General features: G+C 70.0%; 12 protein-coding genes and 3 pseudogenes. 3 read left to right on the forward strand and 12 right to left on the reverse strand.

Going from position 1 to position 16105, the window contains the following annotated elements; all coding sequences use genetic code 11:
* Nucleotides 1-60: 60 nt before the first annotated feature.
* The gene (locus tag OG609_RS11695; protein ID WP_327272750.1) at nucleotides 61-1425 is read right to left on the reverse strand and encodes a hypothetical protein; all 1365 of its coding nucleotides are present in this window, start codon (nucleotides 1423-1425) and stop codon (nucleotides 61-63) included.
* A gap of 200 nt (nucleotides 1426-1625) precedes the next feature.
* Here OG609_RS11695 and OG609_RS11700 point away from each other — a divergent pair, with 200 nt between their 5' ends.
* Nucleotides 1626-2540 (forward strand): GNAT family N-acetyltransferase, encoded by a 915-nt coding sequence (locus OG609_RS11700; RefSeq protein ID WP_327272751.1) that lies wholly within the window; start codon nucleotides 1626-1628, stop codon nucleotides 2538-2540.
* Nucleotides 2541-2599: 59 nt separating this feature from the next.
* Here the strand turns inward: OG609_RS11700 and cimA are convergent, their stop codons facing one another.
* The 9 genes from cimA to OG609_RS11745 form a co-directional block, all read right to left on the reverse strand.
* Complete coding sequence (gene cimA, locus OG609_RS11705; protein ID WP_327272752.1) at nucleotides 2600-4207, reverse strand: citramalate synthase; 1608 nt, start codon at nucleotides 4205-4207, stop codon at nucleotides 2600-2602.
* A 278-nt stretch (nucleotides 4208-4485) separates the two neighbouring features.
* The gene (locus OG609_RS11710) at nucleotides 4486-5826 is read right to left on the reverse strand and encodes an MFS transporter (RefSeq protein WP_327272753.1); all 1341 of its coding nucleotides are present in this window, start codon (nucleotides 5824-5826) and stop codon (nucleotides 4486-4488) included.
* A 66-nt stretch (nucleotides 5827-5892) separates the two neighbouring features.
* A complete protein-coding gene (locus tag OG609_RS11715; protein WP_327272754.1) occupies nucleotides 5893-6531 on the reverse strand; it encodes a TetR/AcrR family transcriptional regulator in 639 nt (212 codons plus the stop codon).
* A gap of 3 nt (nucleotides 6532-6534) precedes the next feature.
* Nucleotides 6535-7548 carry an agmatine deiminase family protein gene (locus OG609_RS11720; RefSeq protein WP_327272755.1) on the reverse strand — a complete coding sequence of 338 codons (1014 nt, stop codon included), beginning with the start codon at nucleotides 7546-7548 and terminating at the stop codon, nucleotides 6535-6537.
* A gap of 19 nt (nucleotides 7549-7567) precedes the next feature.
* Nucleotides 7568-9256, reverse strand: coding sequence for an urease subunit alpha (locus tag OG609_RS11725; protein WP_189279106.1), 1689 nt, complete (start codon nucleotides 9254-9256; stop codon nucleotides 7568-7570).
* Nucleotides 9253-9933: an urease subunit gamma gene (gene ureA, locus OG609_RS11730; protein ID WP_266357642.1), complete on the reverse strand. Its 681-nt coding sequence runs from the start codon at nucleotides 9931-9933 to the stop codon at nucleotides 9253-9255. The genes OG609_RS11725 and ureA overlap by 4 nt, the downstream gene beginning before the upstream one ends.
* Nucleotides 9934-10039: 106 nt before the next feature.
* Nucleotides 10040-10486, reverse strand: a complete 447-nt coding sequence (locus OG609_RS11735) for a hypothetical protein (RefSeq protein WP_327272756.1) — start codon at nucleotides 10484-10486, stop codon at nucleotides 10040-10042.
* A gap of 822 nt (nucleotides 10487-11308) precedes the next feature.
* Entirely contained in the window at nucleotides 11309-12397 is a 1089-nt protein-coding gene (locus OG609_RS11740) for a branched-chain amino acid aminotransferase (protein ID WP_327272757.1), read from the reverse strand.
* Between the two features lie 240 nt (nucleotides 12398-12637).
* On the reverse strand, nucleotides 12638-13681 hold the full coding sequence (locus OG609_RS11745; protein WP_327272758.1) for a 3-isopropylmalate dehydrogenase: 1044 nt from the start codon (nucleotides 13679-13681) through the stop codon (nucleotides 12638-12640).
* 82 nt (nucleotides 13682-13763) lie between these two features.
* On the opposite strand from OG609_RS11745, the pseudogene OG609_RS11750 reads away from it, so the two are divergent.
* Nucleotides 13764-13997, forward strand: a pseudogene (locus tag OG609_RS11750) (phosphoesterase); the annotation flags it as partial.
* A 321-nt stretch (nucleotides 13998-14318) separates the two neighbouring features.
* Here the strand turns inward: OG609_RS11750 and OG609_RS11755 are convergent.
* A pseudogene (locus OG609_RS11755) lies at nucleotides 14319-14705 on the reverse strand (LysR substrate-binding domain-containing protein); the annotation flags it as partial.
* Nucleotides 14706-14884: 179 nt separating this feature from the next.
* A complete protein-coding gene (locus tag OG609_RS11760; RefSeq protein WP_327272759.1) occupies nucleotides 14885-15412 on the reverse strand; it encodes an MmyB family transcriptional regulator in 528 nt (175 codons plus the stop codon).
* Here OG609_RS11760 and OG609_RS11765 point away from each other — a divergent pair.
* Nucleotides 15344-15676 (forward strand): annotated as a pseudogene (locus OG609_RS11765) (NAD-dependent epimerase/dehydratase family protein); the annotation flags it as partial. The gene OG609_RS11760 and the pseudogene OG609_RS11765 sit on opposite strands and share 69 nt — an antisense overlap.
* Between the last annotated feature and the right edge of the window lie 429 nt (nucleotides 15677-16105).

Here is a 16105-nt window from a genome sequence, read left to right on the forward strand (position 1 = left end):
CAGACATAACTTCAGGTCTAGCATGAATCGCACCTGCCCGAGAGATAGCCGGTCAGCGGCTCAGAACCCGCCTCCGTCGAAGCCGCCGCCCCCGAGGTCGCCGCCGCCGAAGCCGCCGCCGTCGAAGCCCGAAGAGTCGAAGTCGGAGCCGGAGAAGTCCCCGCCGCTCCAGTCACCGCCGGAGCCGAAGTCACCACCGCCGTACTCCGCCGCGTACGCCGGGCTCGACAGCGCCGAGCCGAGCAGTGTGCCGACCAGCAGGCCGGGGAGCAGACCGCCGCCGAAGTAGCCGCCCGCCCAGGGGCCGTACGCCGGGCCCGCCTCCCAGTACGGGCGGCGGCGGCCGTCGCCCGTGTCGACGGTACGGCCGAGCGGCTCCTCGCCCTCGCGCAGCCGGATCTCGTCCGCCGCACAGACCGGGACCTCACGGGCCGTTCCGCCGGACGGGGACCACCGGACGTCGGCGACCGAGGGGCCGTGGCGCGGATCGAAGAAGCACGGCGGGCGGCGGGCGGGCGGTTCACCGCCTTTGCGGCGGGCCTCCAGGACTGCGAGGGAGAAGCGGCCGTCCTCCAGGGCCTGGGTGACACCGCGCACATCGGACGGGTGCTGGGCCTTCGACATGCGGATCTTGGCGCTCTCGTAGGAGTCGAGCGCCCTCTCGTAGTCGGCGCGCATGCTGTCGTCGGCGCCCGGCTCGGCGGGGTGGAAGTCGAGCCGGTCCAGGGTTTCGCCGTACGCGGTGATGTCCTCGTCCACGACGACCCGGAGCTTGTCGAGTGCGGCCCGCTCCTCGGCCTCCTTGCGCTTCCGGTTGCGCCGGAAGATCGTGTAGGCCGTGCCGGCGCCCAGCACCAGGATCGCGCCGACCGTGATCAGTCCGACGGTGGACGATGATCCGTTGCCCGCGGAGCCGCCCCAGGAGGCGGGGGCGCTGCCCCGGGCCTGTTCGACGGCCCGGTCGACAAAGGCGTTCAGCTGGGTCGCGGCGTCGGTGTCCGTGCCGGGTGTCTTCACGGCGGCGACGAGGTTCTGGACCGCTCGGGTGGACATCACCCGGGGGTCGGCGCCCGCGTTGAACCCATTGCCGAGGCGGACCGCGTAGACGCCGGTGATGCCGGTGTCGGTGCGCAGGGTGGTGAGCAGGTTCTGCTCGGGGAACGCCGAGGTCCGCGGCAGCACCGCCACGAACACGGGCTTGTCGGCGTCCTTGATCTTCTTCGTCAGGGCGGCCGCCTGACCCGGTGAGAGCTGGTCGGCGGCGGCCGGGTCGACGTACACCGGGCTCTTGCGCAGCGCCTGCGCGACATCATTGATGGTGGATGCGCCGACCGCTGCGGGCGCAGCAGGTGCCATGGCGAGCACGGCCACCGACAGGATCAGCAGCAGGCCTGCCAACAAGGTCGGGAACAGCCTGTTCCGCATACATCGAAGCTAACCCAGGTGGGCGACTTGCGCGCCACCGCCCACCGAATCCGAGGGCCTTCATGCAGAAGCGTGGCGTGCATCGAATCGGACAGGTCAGCCGGTTGCCGGTAGCTCTGTGGGAAGTACGCGAGTCCGGGAAGCGTATTGACACCGGAATCACCCGCCCAGGTCCATGACAACGTGGCCAGTGTGACCAGGTGACAGAATTCAGCACCCTTGGCGACAACGCGGAATGGCAGAGGGACTTCGAGCGGCGGCTACGCGTCTCGTACACGGCGGCCGGGCTCGGTGCGGCCGCCGCGGAGCGCATGCTCGAGGATGTACGCGCCGACACCGGCGACTGGACCGTCGCCGAGATCACGGACTCCGGGATCCGAGTGGGATACGTCGCCGTGGTCGTGGCTGACGACAACGGCGCGCTCGCGGGGCGTATCGGCGACCTCGGCGTCGACGCGCTCCACGCCGGCCGGGGGCACGAGCAGGCCGCCCGGGACTGGGCCGAGGGATGGTGCGCGGAACGCGGCGCAGGCCGACTGGACATACGGCTCACCGAGCCCGCCGGCGAGCTGTTCGACGGTTACCGCGTCCACGGCCAGCTCAGGGCGCGGCGCGTCGGTTCCCCGCCGGAACCAGTCGACGGCGTCACCGCACGACCGATGAAACAGGCCGAATATCCCGAGTGGCTCGCCTCCGAGAAGGCCGCCTATGTCGGCGACATCGTCCGGGCGGGAGCCCTGAGCCCCGAGGAGGCCGCACGCAAGTCCGACCGCGACTTCGCGAAGCTGATTCCCGAGGGCCTGGCGACGCCCGACAACACGTTCCTGGTGCTCGATGCGGCGGGCGAGCAGATCGGCACCGGCTGGTTGAAGCACGGGCACCTCCCCGGGGTCACCTACGGCTACTCGCTGTACGTCCAGGAGCAGCACCGCGGCAAAGGGTACGGGCGGGCCGCGATGGCGGCCGGCGAACAGGCAACGCTCGCAGCCGGCGATTCGACGCTGATGTTCACCGTGTGGGGCGGCAACGAGGTGGCCATGAACCTGTACACGAGCGTCGGCTATCAAGTCATCGAGGAAAGCCGTTCCGTTGGCCTTCCCCGCTCTGCGGCCTGAGCGGCACGACCGGTCCGGCGGGCCCACGGCGAACGTGCGGTGGGCCCGCCCCGCGACGACTACTCCGCCGGCTCGATCCCGGCGCGCAGCAGCCCGTACGTGTAGGCGTCCTCCAGCGCCTGCCAGGACGCCGCGATGACGTTCTCCGCGACGCCGACCGTCGCCCAGTCGCCGGTGCCGTCGCCCGTGGTGATGAGGACGCGGGTGGTGGACTCGGTGCCGGTGCGGCCTTCGAGGATGCGGACCTTGTAGTCGACCAGTTCCAGCTTGGCGAGCTGCGGGTAGATCCGCTCCAGCGCGACGCGCAGCGCCCGGTCGAGTGCGTTGACCGGGCCGTTGCCCTCGGCGGTGGCGACGATGCGCTCGCCCTTGGCCCAGAGCTTCACGGTCGCCTCGTTGGCGTGCGTGCCGTCGGGGCGGTCCTCGACGATGGCGCGCCAGGACTCGGTGCGGAAGTAGCGGCGTGCCCGGCCCTCGGCCTCGGCGCGCAGCAGCAGTTCGAAGGAGGCGTCGGCAGCCTCGTACGTGTAGCCCTTGAGCTCGCGCTCCTTGACACGCTCGACGACCCGGCCGACGAGTTCCCGGTCGCCTCCGAGGTCGATGCCGAGCTCCTTGCCCTTGAGCTCGATGGAGGCGCGGCCCGCCATGTCGGAGACGAGCATCCGCATGGTGTTGCCGACCAGCGCGGGGTCGATGTGCTGGTACAGGTCGGGGTCGACCTTGATCGCGGAGGCGTGCAGTCCGGCCTTGTGGGCGAAGGCGGAAACACCCACATAGGGCTGGTGGGTGGAGGGCGTCAGGTTGACGACCTCGGCGATCGCGTGCGAGACGCGGGTCATGTCGGCGAGTGCGCCCTCGGGCAGGACGGCCTTGCCGTACTTGAGTTCCAGGGCGGCGACGACGGGGAAGAGGTTGGCGTTGCCGACCCGCTCGCCGTAGCCGTTGGCGGTGCACTGGACGTGGGTGGCGCCCGCGTCGACGGCGGCCAGGGTGTTGGCGACCGCGCAGCCGGTGTCGTCCTGGGCGTGGATGCCGAGCCGGGCGCCGGTGTCGGCGAGAACGGTGGAGACGACGGCCTGGACCTGGGCCGGGAGCATCCCGCCGTTGGTGTCGCAGAGGATGACGACATCGGCGCCGGCCTCCCAGGCGGCGCGGACGACGGCCTTGGCGTACTCGGGGTTGGCGCGGTAGCCGTCGAAGAAGTGCTCGCAGTCCACGAAGACCCGGCGGCCCTGCTCACGGAGGAAGGAGACGGTGTCGCGGACCATCTCCAGGTTCTCTTCGAGGGTGGTGCGCAGGGCGAGTTCCACATGGCGGTCATGGGACTTGGCGACCAGCGTGATCACGGAGGCACCGGAATCCAGCAGCGCCTTGACCTGGTGGTCCTCGGCGGCCTTGCCACCGGCCCTGCGGGTCGCGCCGAAGGCGACCAACTCGGCGTTCTTGAACTCGATCTCCTGCTGGGCGCGGGCGAAGAATTCGGTGTCCCGGGGATTGGCGCCGGGCCAGCCACCCTCGATGAAGCCCACGCCGAAGTTGTCCAGGTGCCGCGCGATGGTCAGCTTGTCCGCGACCGTCAGGTTGATGCCTTCACGCTGGGCCCCGTCGCGCAGTGTGGTGTCGAAGACATGGAAACTGTCGTCGGTGGCCTTGGCCTTGGTGGTCATGCTGGTCTGACTCCTGTCGGATGAGTGGATCCGGACGATCTGGCTCCACTTGCCCCCATCATCCCGCGCACCTCGCCCCGGCCGAGGTGAGGGCCGGAAAACGAAAAAACCCCTCGCGGGTGCGAGAGGTCTGCGCGCGGGTCTGGGGCACGGTGGCCGTGCCGCACATGGTGGTACGGGACGGTCACTGCGGACCGGCGCGCCTGTTGCCAATAATCATGACGAACGAGGGCACGGAGGCAGTCTTGCACAGGGCTGCCTCCGTGCCGTGGCCCGTCTCAGGATGCGGGCGTGACGCTCGTCGCTCCGGACGACTCCGCCGGGGCCGCCTGCCCGGTCCTCCGGTCGGCACCGACCCGGCCGAGGTCGATGTCGCGGGTCTCGCGCATGGTCAGATAGACGACCAGGGAGACCGCGGCGCAGCCCGCCACGTACCAGTAGAAGCCGGACTCGACGCCCGACTTCTTGAACCAGAGCGCCACGTACTCGGCGGTACCGCCGAAGAGCGCGTTGGCGATGGCGTACGGGAGGGCGACGCCCAGGGCGCGGATGCCGGTCGGGAAGAGCTCGGCCTTCACACAGGCGTTGATCGAGGTGTACCCGGTGACGACGACCAGGGCGAGGAGCGCCAGGCCGAACGCGGGCCAGAAGGTGCCCGCGTGCTTGAGCATCGTCATGATCGGCACCGTCAGGAACGTCGAGCCGACTGCGAAGGTGATCAGCAGCGGGCGGCGGCCGATCCGGTCGGAGAGCAGTCCGGCCAGCGGCTGGATGCACATGAAGACGAACAGGGCGCAGAAGCTGACGAGCGAGGCGGTGGACTTCTCCATGCCGGCGCTCCTGGAGAGGAACTTGGTGAGATAGGTCGTGTACGTGTAGTACGCGACGGTCCCGCCCATGGTCAGCGCCATCACCAGGAACGCCTCGCGCTTGTGCTGCCACAGCGCCTTCAGCGTCCCGCGGTCCTCCTGCTCGGCGGCGCCGGACTCCGCGTACACCTCGGTCTCCAGCATCGAGCGGCGCAGATAGAAGACGATCGCGGCACCGAGCGCACCGACGATGAACGGGATGCGCCAGCCCCAGCTGTGCAGGGCCGCGTCGGACATGTTGCGCTGCAGGATGATCTGGAGGCCGAGGCCGATGAGCTGTCCCGCGGTCATGGACACGTACTGGAAGCTGGAGGCGAAGCCGCGCCGGTGGGGCGCGGACGCCTCGGTCAGATAGGTGGCGCTGGCGGCGTACTCGCCCCCGACGCTGAGGCCCTGCAGCAGCCGCGCCACCAGCAGGACGGCGACACCGCCGTATCCCGCGACGTCGTACGTCGGCGCGATGGCGATGAGGACCGCGGAGGCCGACATGAGGGTGACGGTGAGGGTGAGCGCAGCCTTGCGTCCTCTGCGGTCACCGATCCGGCCGAGCACCCAGCCACCGACCGGCCTCATGAAGAAGCCGACGGCGAAGATGCCCATGGTGTTCATGAGGTTGGCGGTCTCATTGCCTTCGGGGAAGAACGAATCCGCGAAGTAGACGGCGAAGGTCGCGTACACGAACCAGTCGAACCACTCGACCATGTTGCCGGCGGAGCCGACCCAGATTTTCTTCCACTGCTGTCGTCCCATGGTCCGCCACCGTGCCCGAACAGCCGGGAACGTAACAAGGCCGCAACGGGCAACGATCACGCGTACTTAAGTGCGTTTAGTACACGACGGAGTGGGCCGCTCCGGGACGGTGAGCGAGTCGTCGATGAACTCCCGGACCTGGCCGAGGACTTGGGAGCGACTGGTGCCGGGGATGCCGACCGCGACATGGACACTGAACCCGTCGAGCAGGGCGCGCAGCCGGGTCGCGAACCGTTCGGCGTCGACGGTACGGAACTCCCCGCGCGAGGCGCCCTCCGCCAGCAGCGCCACCAGGTCGCGGTGCCAGGCGCCCTCGATCGCGGCCTGCCGGGCGCGTGCGTCGTCGTCGGCGTTCTGCGAGCGGTTCCAGACCTCCAGCCAGAGCGTCCAGTGCGGATCGCGGTGGCCGTCGGGGAGGTACAGATCGATGTACGCGTCGAGCCGTTCGCGGACCGTCGCCCGACCGGACAGCAGGGTGCGCCGCTGGGCGCCGAGCCGGCCCTCGCTCCACTCCAGGGTCTGGAGCAGCAGCTCGTCCTTGGTGCGGAAGTAGTAGAGGAGGTGTCCGCTGCTCATGCCGACCTCGCGGCCGAGCCCGGCCATGGTGAGGCCGTCGAGGCCCCGTTCGGCGATGGTGGCCATGGCGGCGGCCAGCAGTTCCTCGCGGGGCGGGGCGGTGTTGCGACGGCGTGGAGCGGGGGGCACGGTTCAGACCTTCGGCTGCTGCTGCGTGATGCAGTGGATGCCTCCACCGCCGGCAAAGATCGTACGGGCGTCGACGAGTGTCACCGTACGGTCGGGGAACAGCTCACCGAAGATCGCCGCCGCCTCCTTGTCGCGTGGGTCGTCGAAGGCGCAGAGAACCACGCCGTCGTTGCAGAGGTAATGGTTGATGTAGGAGTAGTCGACCCACTCCCCGTCGGCCTGCAACACGGTGGGCGCGGGGACCTCCACCACGTTCAGGGAGCGACCTCTGGCGTCGGTGGCGGCGCGCAGGGTGCGGACGGTCTCACGGGTGATCTCGTGGTCGGGATGGGCCGGGTCCGGCTGGACATGGGCGACGACGGTGCCGGGGCGGGCGAAGGCGGCGACGATGTCGACATGACCGAGGGTGCCGTACGTGCCGTAGTCACCGGCCAGTCCGCGCGGCAGCCAGATGGCCTTCTCGGTGCCGAGCCTGGCGTGGATCTCGGCCTCGACCTGCTCGCGGGTCCAGTCGGGGTTGCGTTCCTTGCCGAGCTGGACGGTCTCGGTGAGCAGGACGGTGCCCTCGCCGTCGACATGGATGGCACCGCCCTCGTTGACGAGCGTGGAGCTGTGTACGGGGACGGCCGCGAGCTCGGCGACGGAGCGGGCGATGTGCTGGTCGTGCTCCCAGCGGGCCCATCCCTGGGCGCCCCAGCCGTTGAACGTCCAGTCGACGGCGGCCAGTTGACGCCCGTCACTGACGAAGGTGGGACCGATGTCGCGCATCCAGGCGTCGTCGAGCGGGCGGACGGCCAGCTCGATGTCAGGGCCGAGAAGTGCGCGGGCGCTGTTCTCCTGGCCCGGGCCGACGACCATCGTGACGGGTTCGAAGCGGCGGACGGCGCGGGCGACGGTGGCCCAGGCGCTGCGGGCCTCGTCCAGTTCGGCGTCGGTGTCGAAGGTGGGGTTGGGGCCCGGCCAGGCCATCCAGGTGCGTTCGTGCGGGGCCCACTCGGGCGGCATGCGGAAGGTCATGAAGTGTCCTGGAGAGGCGTCAGAGGAAGTAGAGGCGGTTGAGGGAGACGGAGTCGGCGGGCTCGGAGCGCAGCGGGTCGCCGTCCAGGGTGACCAGACCGCTGTGGGCATCCACCGCGACCTCTCCGGTACGGGAGTTGTGGACGAGGTCGCCGGGGCCGATGCCGCGGGTGCCACGCACTGCGACACGGCGTCGGCGTGTGGGCATCAGGTCCGCACCGAGCTGGGTCGCGGCCTGCGAGACGAAGGCCACGGAGAGATCGGCCGCGGTGGCTCCGTACGCTCCGAACTGCGGTCCGAGGACCAGGGGTTCGCAGGTGTCGGTGGCGGCGTTCGGGTCGCCCGTGACCCCGTACGCCGGGAAGCCGGACTTCAGCACGAGCTGCGGCTTCGCACCGAAGAACTCCGGCCGCCACAGCACGATGTCGGCGAGCTTCCCGGTCTCGATGGAGCCGATCTCGTGCGCGAGGCCATGGGCGATGGCAGGGTTGATGGTGAGCTTGGCGATGTAGCGCAGCACCCGGGCGTTGTCGTCCGCGGGGCCGTCGCCGTCCATCGGGCCGAGTTCGGCCTTCATCTTCCCGGCCATCGCGAAGGTGCGGCGTACCGTCTCACCGGCCCGTCCCATGCCCTGTGCGTCGGAGGACGTGATGCCGATGGCGCCCAGGTCGTGCAGGACGTCCTCGGCTCCCATCGTTCCGGCGCGGATGCGGTCGCGGGCCATGGCGGCGTCACCCGGCAGGTCCGTCTTGAGGTCGTGTACGGAGACGATCATCCCGTAGTGCTCGGCGACGGCGTCCCTGCCGAAGGGCAGCGTCGGGTTGGTGGACGAGCCGATGACGTTCTCGACGCCCGCCATCTTGAGGACGTTGGGGACGTGTCCGCCGCCGCAGCCCTCGATGTGGAAGGCGTGGATCGTGCGGCCTTCGAGGACACGCAGGGTGTCCTCGACCGACAGGCACTCGTTCAGCCCGTCGCTGTGCAGGGCGACCTGGACATCGTGTTCCTCGGCGACCCGCAGTGCGGTGTCCAGGGCGCGGGTGTGGGCGCCCATGTCCTCGTGGACCTTGAAGCCGCAGGCCCCGCCCTCCGCGAGCGCCTCGACCAGCGGCGCCTCGTGGGAGGACGAACCGCGTCCCAGGAAGCCGATGTTGACCGGCCAGGCGTCGAACGCGTTGAAGGCATGGCGCAGGGCCCAGGGCGAGTTGACGCCGACGCCCCAGACCGGGCCGAACTCCTGGCCGATGATCGTGGTGACACCGGAGGCGAGCGATGCCTCCATGATCCGCGGCGAGAGCAGATGGACATGGGTGTCGACAGCGCCCGCCGTCGCGATCATCCCCTCGCCGGAGACGATCGTCGTCCCCGTTCCGACGACGACATCGACGCCGTCGAGGGTGTCCGGGTTACCGGCCCGCCCGATCGCCGAGATCCGGCCCTCGCGGATACCGATCGACACCTTGCGGATGCCCTGCACGGCATCGATGACCAGCACATTGCTGATGACGACATCGCAGGTGTCCCGGACGGCGGCGGCCTTGAGATGCAGCCCGTCGCGGGCGGTCTTGCCGAATCCGGCGAGGAACTCCTCGCCGTACTGCTGTGCGTCCGACTCGACGCGGACGGTCAGCCCGGAGTCACCGAGCCTGACCCGGTCCCCGGCACGCGGGCCGTGTACGGAGGCGTACTCGTACGGATCGATACTCATCGCTCTGCTCCCAGGTATCCGCATGCCACCGCGCGCCGCAGGGCCTCTTCGCGTGCGCCGGGCGCGTCGAGCGGTCCGTCGACCAGTCCGGCGAACCCGATGGCGATCCGGTCTCCGCCGATGGGCACCAGCCCGACCTCGACCGACTCCCCCGGCCCGAAGCGGACGGAGGACCCGGCGGGGACGCAGAGCCGCATCCCGTACGCCGCCGCCCGATCGAAGTCGAGCCGCGGGTTGGCCTCGAAGAAGTGGAAGTGCGACGTCACGGAGACCGGCACGGTCGCGGTGTTGCGGACCGCGAGGCGCGCCGCCGGTTCCGGCTCGGGCGTGGCTGGACCCGGGACGACGGCCCCGGGAGCGTCGTCGCCGAGCCCGCCGCCCAGCGGCCGGGAGACCACGGCGAGCCGCGAACCGTCGTCGAAGACGGCCTCCACATGGACTTCGGTGACCACATCGGCGACCCCCGGAAGGACATCGTCGGGACCGAGCACGGACCGTGCGGCCTCGATGGCCTCGGCGAGCCTGCGCCCGTCGCGGGCGGCCTCGCAGACCGTGTCCGCGATCAGAGCGGTCGCCTCGGGGACATTGAGCTTCAGCCCTCGGGCGCGGCGGGCCCGGGCCAGTTCGGCGGCGCCGAAGAGCAGCAGCCGGTCACGTTCCGTCGGGGTCAGTCGCACGCCCGCACACCTCCTGTTTAGAGCAGCACTCTAACCAGGGGTGGGCAGGAAGCGGAAGTGCCTAGTCACCCCTTTCGAGCAGCGCTCCAATCGTGTGACCGGTCAGTCACGGCGAATCGATACGGCGGCCGGTCAGTCGCTCCGGATCGATGCGGCGGCCGATCAGCGGCCACGTGCCCGCCATCGCCAGCGCGAGGACGCCGATGTTGATGCCGGCCGGGTCGACATCGGCGGTGGGCGCGATGGCGCCGATGCGGTCGAGGACGGCGCGCACGGTGGCGGGGTCGGAGGCACCGGCCAGGACGAGCCTGGCGGAGACGGGAACCGCGTGCGCCGGGAGCGCCGAAGGAGGGACGATCAGGCCGGGGCTCGGCACGTTGGTGACGTCGAATCCGTCGAACAGGACGGTGGCGCGCGGCACATGGACCTTCAGGGGTGCCTGCTCTCCGCCCTTCACCATGCGGAAGGTCGAAGTGGAGAGCGATTGTTCCGACACCTCCGGGTCGCTCAGGCTCAGCACGTTGCCGTCCACACAGCCCTCGGCGTGCCGCACCAGCTTCGCGAATTGGGCGCAGGTGGCGACCAGGGCGGGGCCTGCGAGCCTGATCCGGCGTCGGGGTCGGTCCGCGCAGGCCCGTCCTGGCCGTGATCTGGTTGAGCAGCCAGAACTCGGCGAGCCCGAGTGCCGCACCGAGCAGCGCCGCGACGACGGTCTCGGCGGCGTTGACGCGCTGGGTGCCCTTGGCGCTGAGGCCGAGCAGACGCAGGGCCGCAAGGCGCCGGTTACGGCCGGCTGCGGAGAGCTTGGCGCAGACGGAGAGGAAGACGGCAAGGGGCAGCAGGACCAGCGCGGCGAGCGTGAAGCGCAGGATGTCGAGGGTCGAGGACTCGACGGCCGTGGTGGGCGGGTGCTCGGAGCCGAAGCTCTTCAACGCCCTTGCCTCACCGCCGAGTCGGTCCCTGCTGGTACCGACGTAGGCGTAGAGCTCATTGGGGTCGGTCAGACCCGCGGGGCCGATCAGGCCCTTCACGGTGCCGGGCAGCAGCCCCTTGAGTCCGGGCTCCCGCCGGAGCTGATCGCTCAGCGCGGGCGAGACATACACCTCGCCGGGGCCGGGAAGTCCGGTCAGGCCGGGGGGGCGGCGCGGGCGTGGCGTCCCTGCCGCGCGCGAGGAAGACGCGGCTGAACGGCTTGGAGCAGTGCGGGTCGGAGCGCTGGAGCACGAGGGCGGGCTGCCCCTCCGTACTTGGCGCCGGGCACCTCGAACCTGACGCCCGAGCTCGAGAGCGTCGGGATCCCAGCCGGGCACAGCACGACGAAGGCCGCGCCCGGCAAGCAGCCGGGCGCGGCCTTCGTCTGTACGGAACCGGCTGGTCAGCCGAGCGGGTGCATCCAGCCGTGGGTGTCCTCGGCGACGCCGCGCTGGATGTCCAGCAGGCGCTCACGCAGCTTCATCGTGACCTCGCCGGGCGCGCCCTCGCTCTGGGTCCACTCGCCGCCCGCGGACTTGACGGTGCCGACGGGGGTGATGACGGCCGCGGTGCCGCAGGCGAAGACCTCGGTGAGGGTGCCGTTCGCGGTGTCGCTCCGCCACTGGTCGATGGAGACGCGACCCTCCTCGGACTCGTAGCCGAGGTCGCGGGCGACCTTGAGCAGCGAGTCACGGGTGACGCCGGCGAGCAGGGAGCCGGTCAGGGCCGGGGTGATGATCTTGTTCCCGTACACGAAGTACAGGTTCATGCCGCCGAGCTCCTCGACCCACTTGTGCTCGACCGCGTCGAGGTACGCGACCTGGTCGCAGCCCTTCGCCGCGGCCTCCGCCTGGGCGAGGAGGGACGCCGCGTAGTTGCCGCCGGTCTTGGCGTCGCCCATGCCGCCGGGGACGGCGCGGACGCGGTCCTCGGAGAGCCAGATGGAGACCGGCTTGACGCCACCGGGGAAGTAGGCGCCGGCGGGCGAGGCGATGACGACGAAGAGGTACTCGTTGGCGGGCTTCACACCGAGGCCGACCTCGGTCGCGATCATGAAGGGGCGCAGGTAGAGCGACTCCTCGCCGCCGTGTGCCGGAACCCATGCCTTGTCCTGCTGGACCAGCACGTCGCACGCCTCGATGAACGTCTCGACGGGCAGTTCCGGCATGGCCAGCCGGTGCGCCGATGCCTGGAAACGCTTGGCGTTCGCCTCGGGACGGAACGTGGCGACGGAGCCGTCGGGCCGGCGGTAGGCCTTGAGGCCCTCGAAGATCTCCTGCGCGTAGTGCAGGACCGTGGTCGCGGGGTCGAGGGAGAGCGGGCCGTAGGGGACGAGCTGGCCGTCGTGCCAGCCGCGGCCCTCGGTCCACCGGATCGTCACCATGTGATCGGTGAAGTAGCGGCCGAATCCGGGCTTGACCAGGATCGCCTCGCGCTCCGCGTCGGACAGCGGGTTCGAGGAGGGCTTGAGCTCGATCGTGGGCGTCGTCATGTGTGCGTGTCCTTCACCGGTTGTGTGTGTTGGACCGCGCTCACGCCGCTCCTGTCAGACAGGTGCTAGGACGTCCGAGCTTCACCGCGAGCCACGGCCCCGTTCGATTATCGCTCCCGGGTGGCCGTGCACGAAACGACGTGAATGCGGTCCAGTGGTCGATGGTGGCACCCGGGACCGCATACGAGAAGCCGCCGGGTGCGGTTGCGACCCGGCGGCTTCGAAAATGGAGTCGTCGAGTCAGCTCGCTACGCGTACCACGAGCGCGTCGCCGATCTCGTCGGTGGTACGAGTCGTCACGCTGTCGCGCTCCGCGAGGTCGGCGGAGACGGCGTCCTCGATGCGCACGGCCTCGGCCTCGTAGCCGAGATGGCGCAGCAGAAGGGCGACGGAGAGGATCGCGGCCGTGGGGTCGGCCTTGCCCTGGCCCGCGATGTCCGGGGCGGAGCCGTGGACCGGCTCGAACATCGAGGGGAACTCGCCGCTCGGGTTGATGTTGCCCGAGGCCGCGACGCCGATGCCACCGGAGACGGCCGCGGCGAGATCGGTGATGATGTCGCCGAAGAGGTTGTCGGTGACGATCACGTCGAAGCGCTCGGGCTGCGTGACGAGGAAGATCGTCGCCGCGTCCACGTGCAGGTAGTCGGTGGTGACGTCCGGGAACTCGGCCGCGACCTTGTTGAAGATGTTGGTCCACAGGTGCCCGGCGTAGGTCAGCACGTTGTTCTTGTGGACCAGCGTCAGCTTCTTGCGCGGGCGGGCCTGGGCGCGGGCGAAGGCGTCGCGGACCACACGCTCGACGCCGAAGGCGGTGTTGACCGAGACCTCGGTGGCGACCTCGTGCGGGGTGCCGGTGCGGATCGAACCGCCATTGCCGGTGTACGGGCCCTCGGTGCCCTCGCGGACCACGACGAAGTCGATCTCCGGCTGCCCCTTGAGCGGGGTCGCGACACCCGGGAGGAGCTTCGACGGCCGCAGGTTCACATGGTGGTCGAAGAGGAAACGGAGCTTCAGCAGGAAGCCGCGCTCCAGGACGCCGGACGGAACCGAGGGGTCCCCGATCGCACCGAGCAGGATCGCGTCGTGCTGCTTGAGCGCCTGGACATCCGCGTCGGTGAGGGTCTCACCGGTCGCCTGGTAGCGCTTGGCGCCGAAGTCGAACTCCTTGGTCTCCAGCTTCACATCCTGCGGGAGAACAGCATGGAGGACCTTGAGGCCCTGAGCCACTACCTCCTGGCCGATACCGTCACCAGGGATCACTGCGAGATTGATGCTGCGAGACATGTCCGCACCTTACTGCGCGTCCCACACCATGACACGTCACGTCCACCATGCGGACACATGGGAAGCTGTACGTGTACCGTTCTTTCCGGCACCGGACACCTACGAGGGACACGTCCAGGACCAGGACAGCGTGGACACGTACCACGTGGTCAAGGGAGGCGGGAAGGCGACCGGGACCGTGGAGTGGTCACGGGTGCGCTGCACCGGCTTCTCGTTCCTGGCGGTGGAGGCGCGGCCCGGACGGAACGCCCGGATGAAGGTCACCGCACTCGCCCAGTCGGGCGAGCGCATCGACCACTTCGAGAGCAGCCGCGGCCGACCGTTCTCAGTGGCCCGTGGAGCCGCCGTTGTCCCTTCGGTCGAGGGCCCGCTGCAGGGCGGCGGCGGCATTCTGGCGCTCCGACTCGGTCGGGCGGTGGGTGTGACGGACTCGGCGGACAGTCGTCTCGGCCATGGTGGATCGACTCCTTGAGATCGCGAGGATTTCGAGATCGAAAAATCGTGAACGTGATTTCGAGATCGGGATTTCGAGGCGCCGGAAGGGGCGGGGAGCGTGCGCCGCAGGGGTTGCCTGCACAGGGCGCGCACTCACGACCGCCAGTCGCTGGATCTAGCGAGACGTTCGGCTTCTACAAAGCTAGGACAGCTCGGCCGGTCTGTCTCCACAATTACTCGGACTTCCTACTATCTGAGACGGAGGTTTACGGCCGCCCGCCCTCAGTTCCTGGCTCAGGGCCCGGACAGTGAGCGATTGTGCCTGCTCAGTGGTGGTGACATAGCCGGCCGAACCCATCGGCCGCTCCGGCCCGAGAGCCGTGATCTCGACCGTGTCCGGTGCTCCTTCGAGTGACAGCTCCGGCATGATCGCCATGCCGAGACCACGGGACACCATCGAGAGCACCGCTCCGTCGCCCTCGGCCTCGGCTGTCGCACGCGGGATCCGCTCCTGCGCGGCCCGCCAGTCCCGGGTGTACGAGGTGCGGCTCTCCGACCGGTCCACCAGCGGGAGCGTCCGCGGCGCCGGACGGGTTCAAACGGACCATGGACGGCTTCCTCGGGATGCCGCGCGGCAAGGACACGGGCAAGATGCTGATCCATGCCGTCGGCCAGGACCTCTCGTTCGGATCACGCCGGGCTCGCCTGCCCCGGCACCTGACCCCGCTCGCTGATCCGGCCCGATCCGGACGAATGACCCCAGGGGACTCATCCCACGCGCTGTCCGAACTCCTGCACCCCCACCACGCGCAGCAGTTGCAGCCGCTCATGGGCCTCGCTGCCCGGCCGCGCCGTGTGGATGACCAGGCTCTGCCCGCAGGCCGCGCTGAGCAGCACCTCGCACTCCAGGTCCAGGAGCCCGACGACCGGATGCAGGAACCGCTTGCGCTCCGCGCGCCGCAGCGCCACCCGATGCTCCGTCCACAGCGCCTCGAACTCCGCGCTCCTCTCGCGCAGTTCCCTGACCAGGGCGCCCAGCTGGGCGTCGTCGGGGCGGGCCGCGGACACCGCGCGGAGCTGGGCCACGTGAATGCGGGAGTGCGTGTCGTGGTCCTCGGGCGGGAAGAGCGTCCGCGCGGCCGGGTCGGTGAACCAGGACCGGACGACGTTGTGCCCCTGCCGTGTCTCACCGACCAGCGCGACGGCCATGGCGTTCTGCGCCAGCACCCGCACCTCGCGCAGTCGATGCAGTGGGTGGGCGGCTGGGCCGCGACACAGCGTCTGGCGATGGTGCATCACGCGGACATCGCGCAGGCCCTGTTGCGACTGCTGTTCGCTCCCGGCCTGGCGGGCCGCCGCTACAACTTCTCGGACGACGCCCCGGTCACGGCGGTGGAGCTGCACCAGCTCAACGGGGTGCCGGTGCCGGCCGAGTTGGCGGACCGGATCGACCCCGACCCCTGGTACGGACTGTTGTCGACCGGTCGGGCCCGCGACGAGCTGGGCTACCGGCCGCTGTACCCGTCGGTGTGGACGGCCCGGGACGCGGGCGCGCTGTAGGGGGCCGGCCACGGGGCGCGGGGCGCCAGGGTGTGCGGTCCGTCGGTGGGCGGGCTCCGGCGATGGGCGGGCTCCGCTCAGGGCACGTCCCCGTCCCGCCAGTCGAAGATCAGTGTCCCGGACACCCGGGGCAGCGCGCGGCCGGCCCCGCCGCGGACATAGGTGCTGCCCTCCTCGTCCGGCAGCATCTCCACCCCGCGCCTTCCCTGCACGGCGATCCGGGGCCGCTACCTGATCCTGCTGGGCGGCGGCTTCACGGTCGGCCTCTCGCCGATCGTGCACGGCTGGAGCCGAACGGGGACACAGCAGGAGATCCGGGGCGACCCCCCGCCCCTCCTCGATTGATCCGACGTATTTGCCGCCGGGTACCTTGACGCTCTCTCACTCCACCACCATTCTCCCAGTCATCGGACCAATGGTCAGGTCTGT

It is taken from the genome of Streptomyces sp. NBC_01224 (assembly GCF_036002945.1).
Lineage (GTDB): Bacteria > Actinomycetota > Actinomycetes > Streptomycetales > Streptomycetaceae > Streptomyces.

Excerpts from the sequence above, each read along its gene's own strand:
- OG609_RS11745 (WP_327272758.1), bottom strand. The coding sequence starts at position 13,681 with ATGTCTCGCAGCATCAATCTCGCAGTGATCCCTGGTGACGGTATCGGC.
- OG609_RS11760 (WP_327272759.1), bottom strand. The coding sequence starts at position 15,412 with ATGCACCATCGCCAGACGCTGTGTCGCGGCCCAGCCGCCCACCCACTG.
- OG609_RS11725 (WP_189279106.1), bottom strand. The coding sequence starts at position 9,256 with ATGAGTATCGATCCGTACGAGTACGCCTCCGTACACGGCCCGCGTGCC.
- OG609_RS11740 (WP_327272757.1), bottom strand. The coding sequence starts at position 12,397 with ATGACGACGCCCACGATCGAGCTCAAGCCCTCCTCGAACCCGCTGTCC.
- OG609_RS11695 (WP_327272750.1), bottom strand. The coding sequence starts at position 1,425 with ATGCGGAACAGGCTGTTCCCGACCTTGTTGGCAGGCCTGCTGCTGATC.
- OG609_RS11710 (WP_327272753.1), bottom strand. The coding sequence starts at position 5,826 with ATGGGACGACAGCAGTGGAAGAAAATCTGGGTCGGCTCCGCCGGCAAC.
- cimA (WP_327272752.1), bottom strand. The coding sequence starts at position 4,207 with ATGACCACCAAGGCCAAGGCCACCGACGACAGTTTCCATGTCTTCGAC.
- OG609_RS11720 (WP_327272755.1), bottom strand. The coding sequence starts at position 7,548 with ATGACCTTCCGCATGCCGCCCGAGTGGGCCCCGCACGAACGCACCTGG.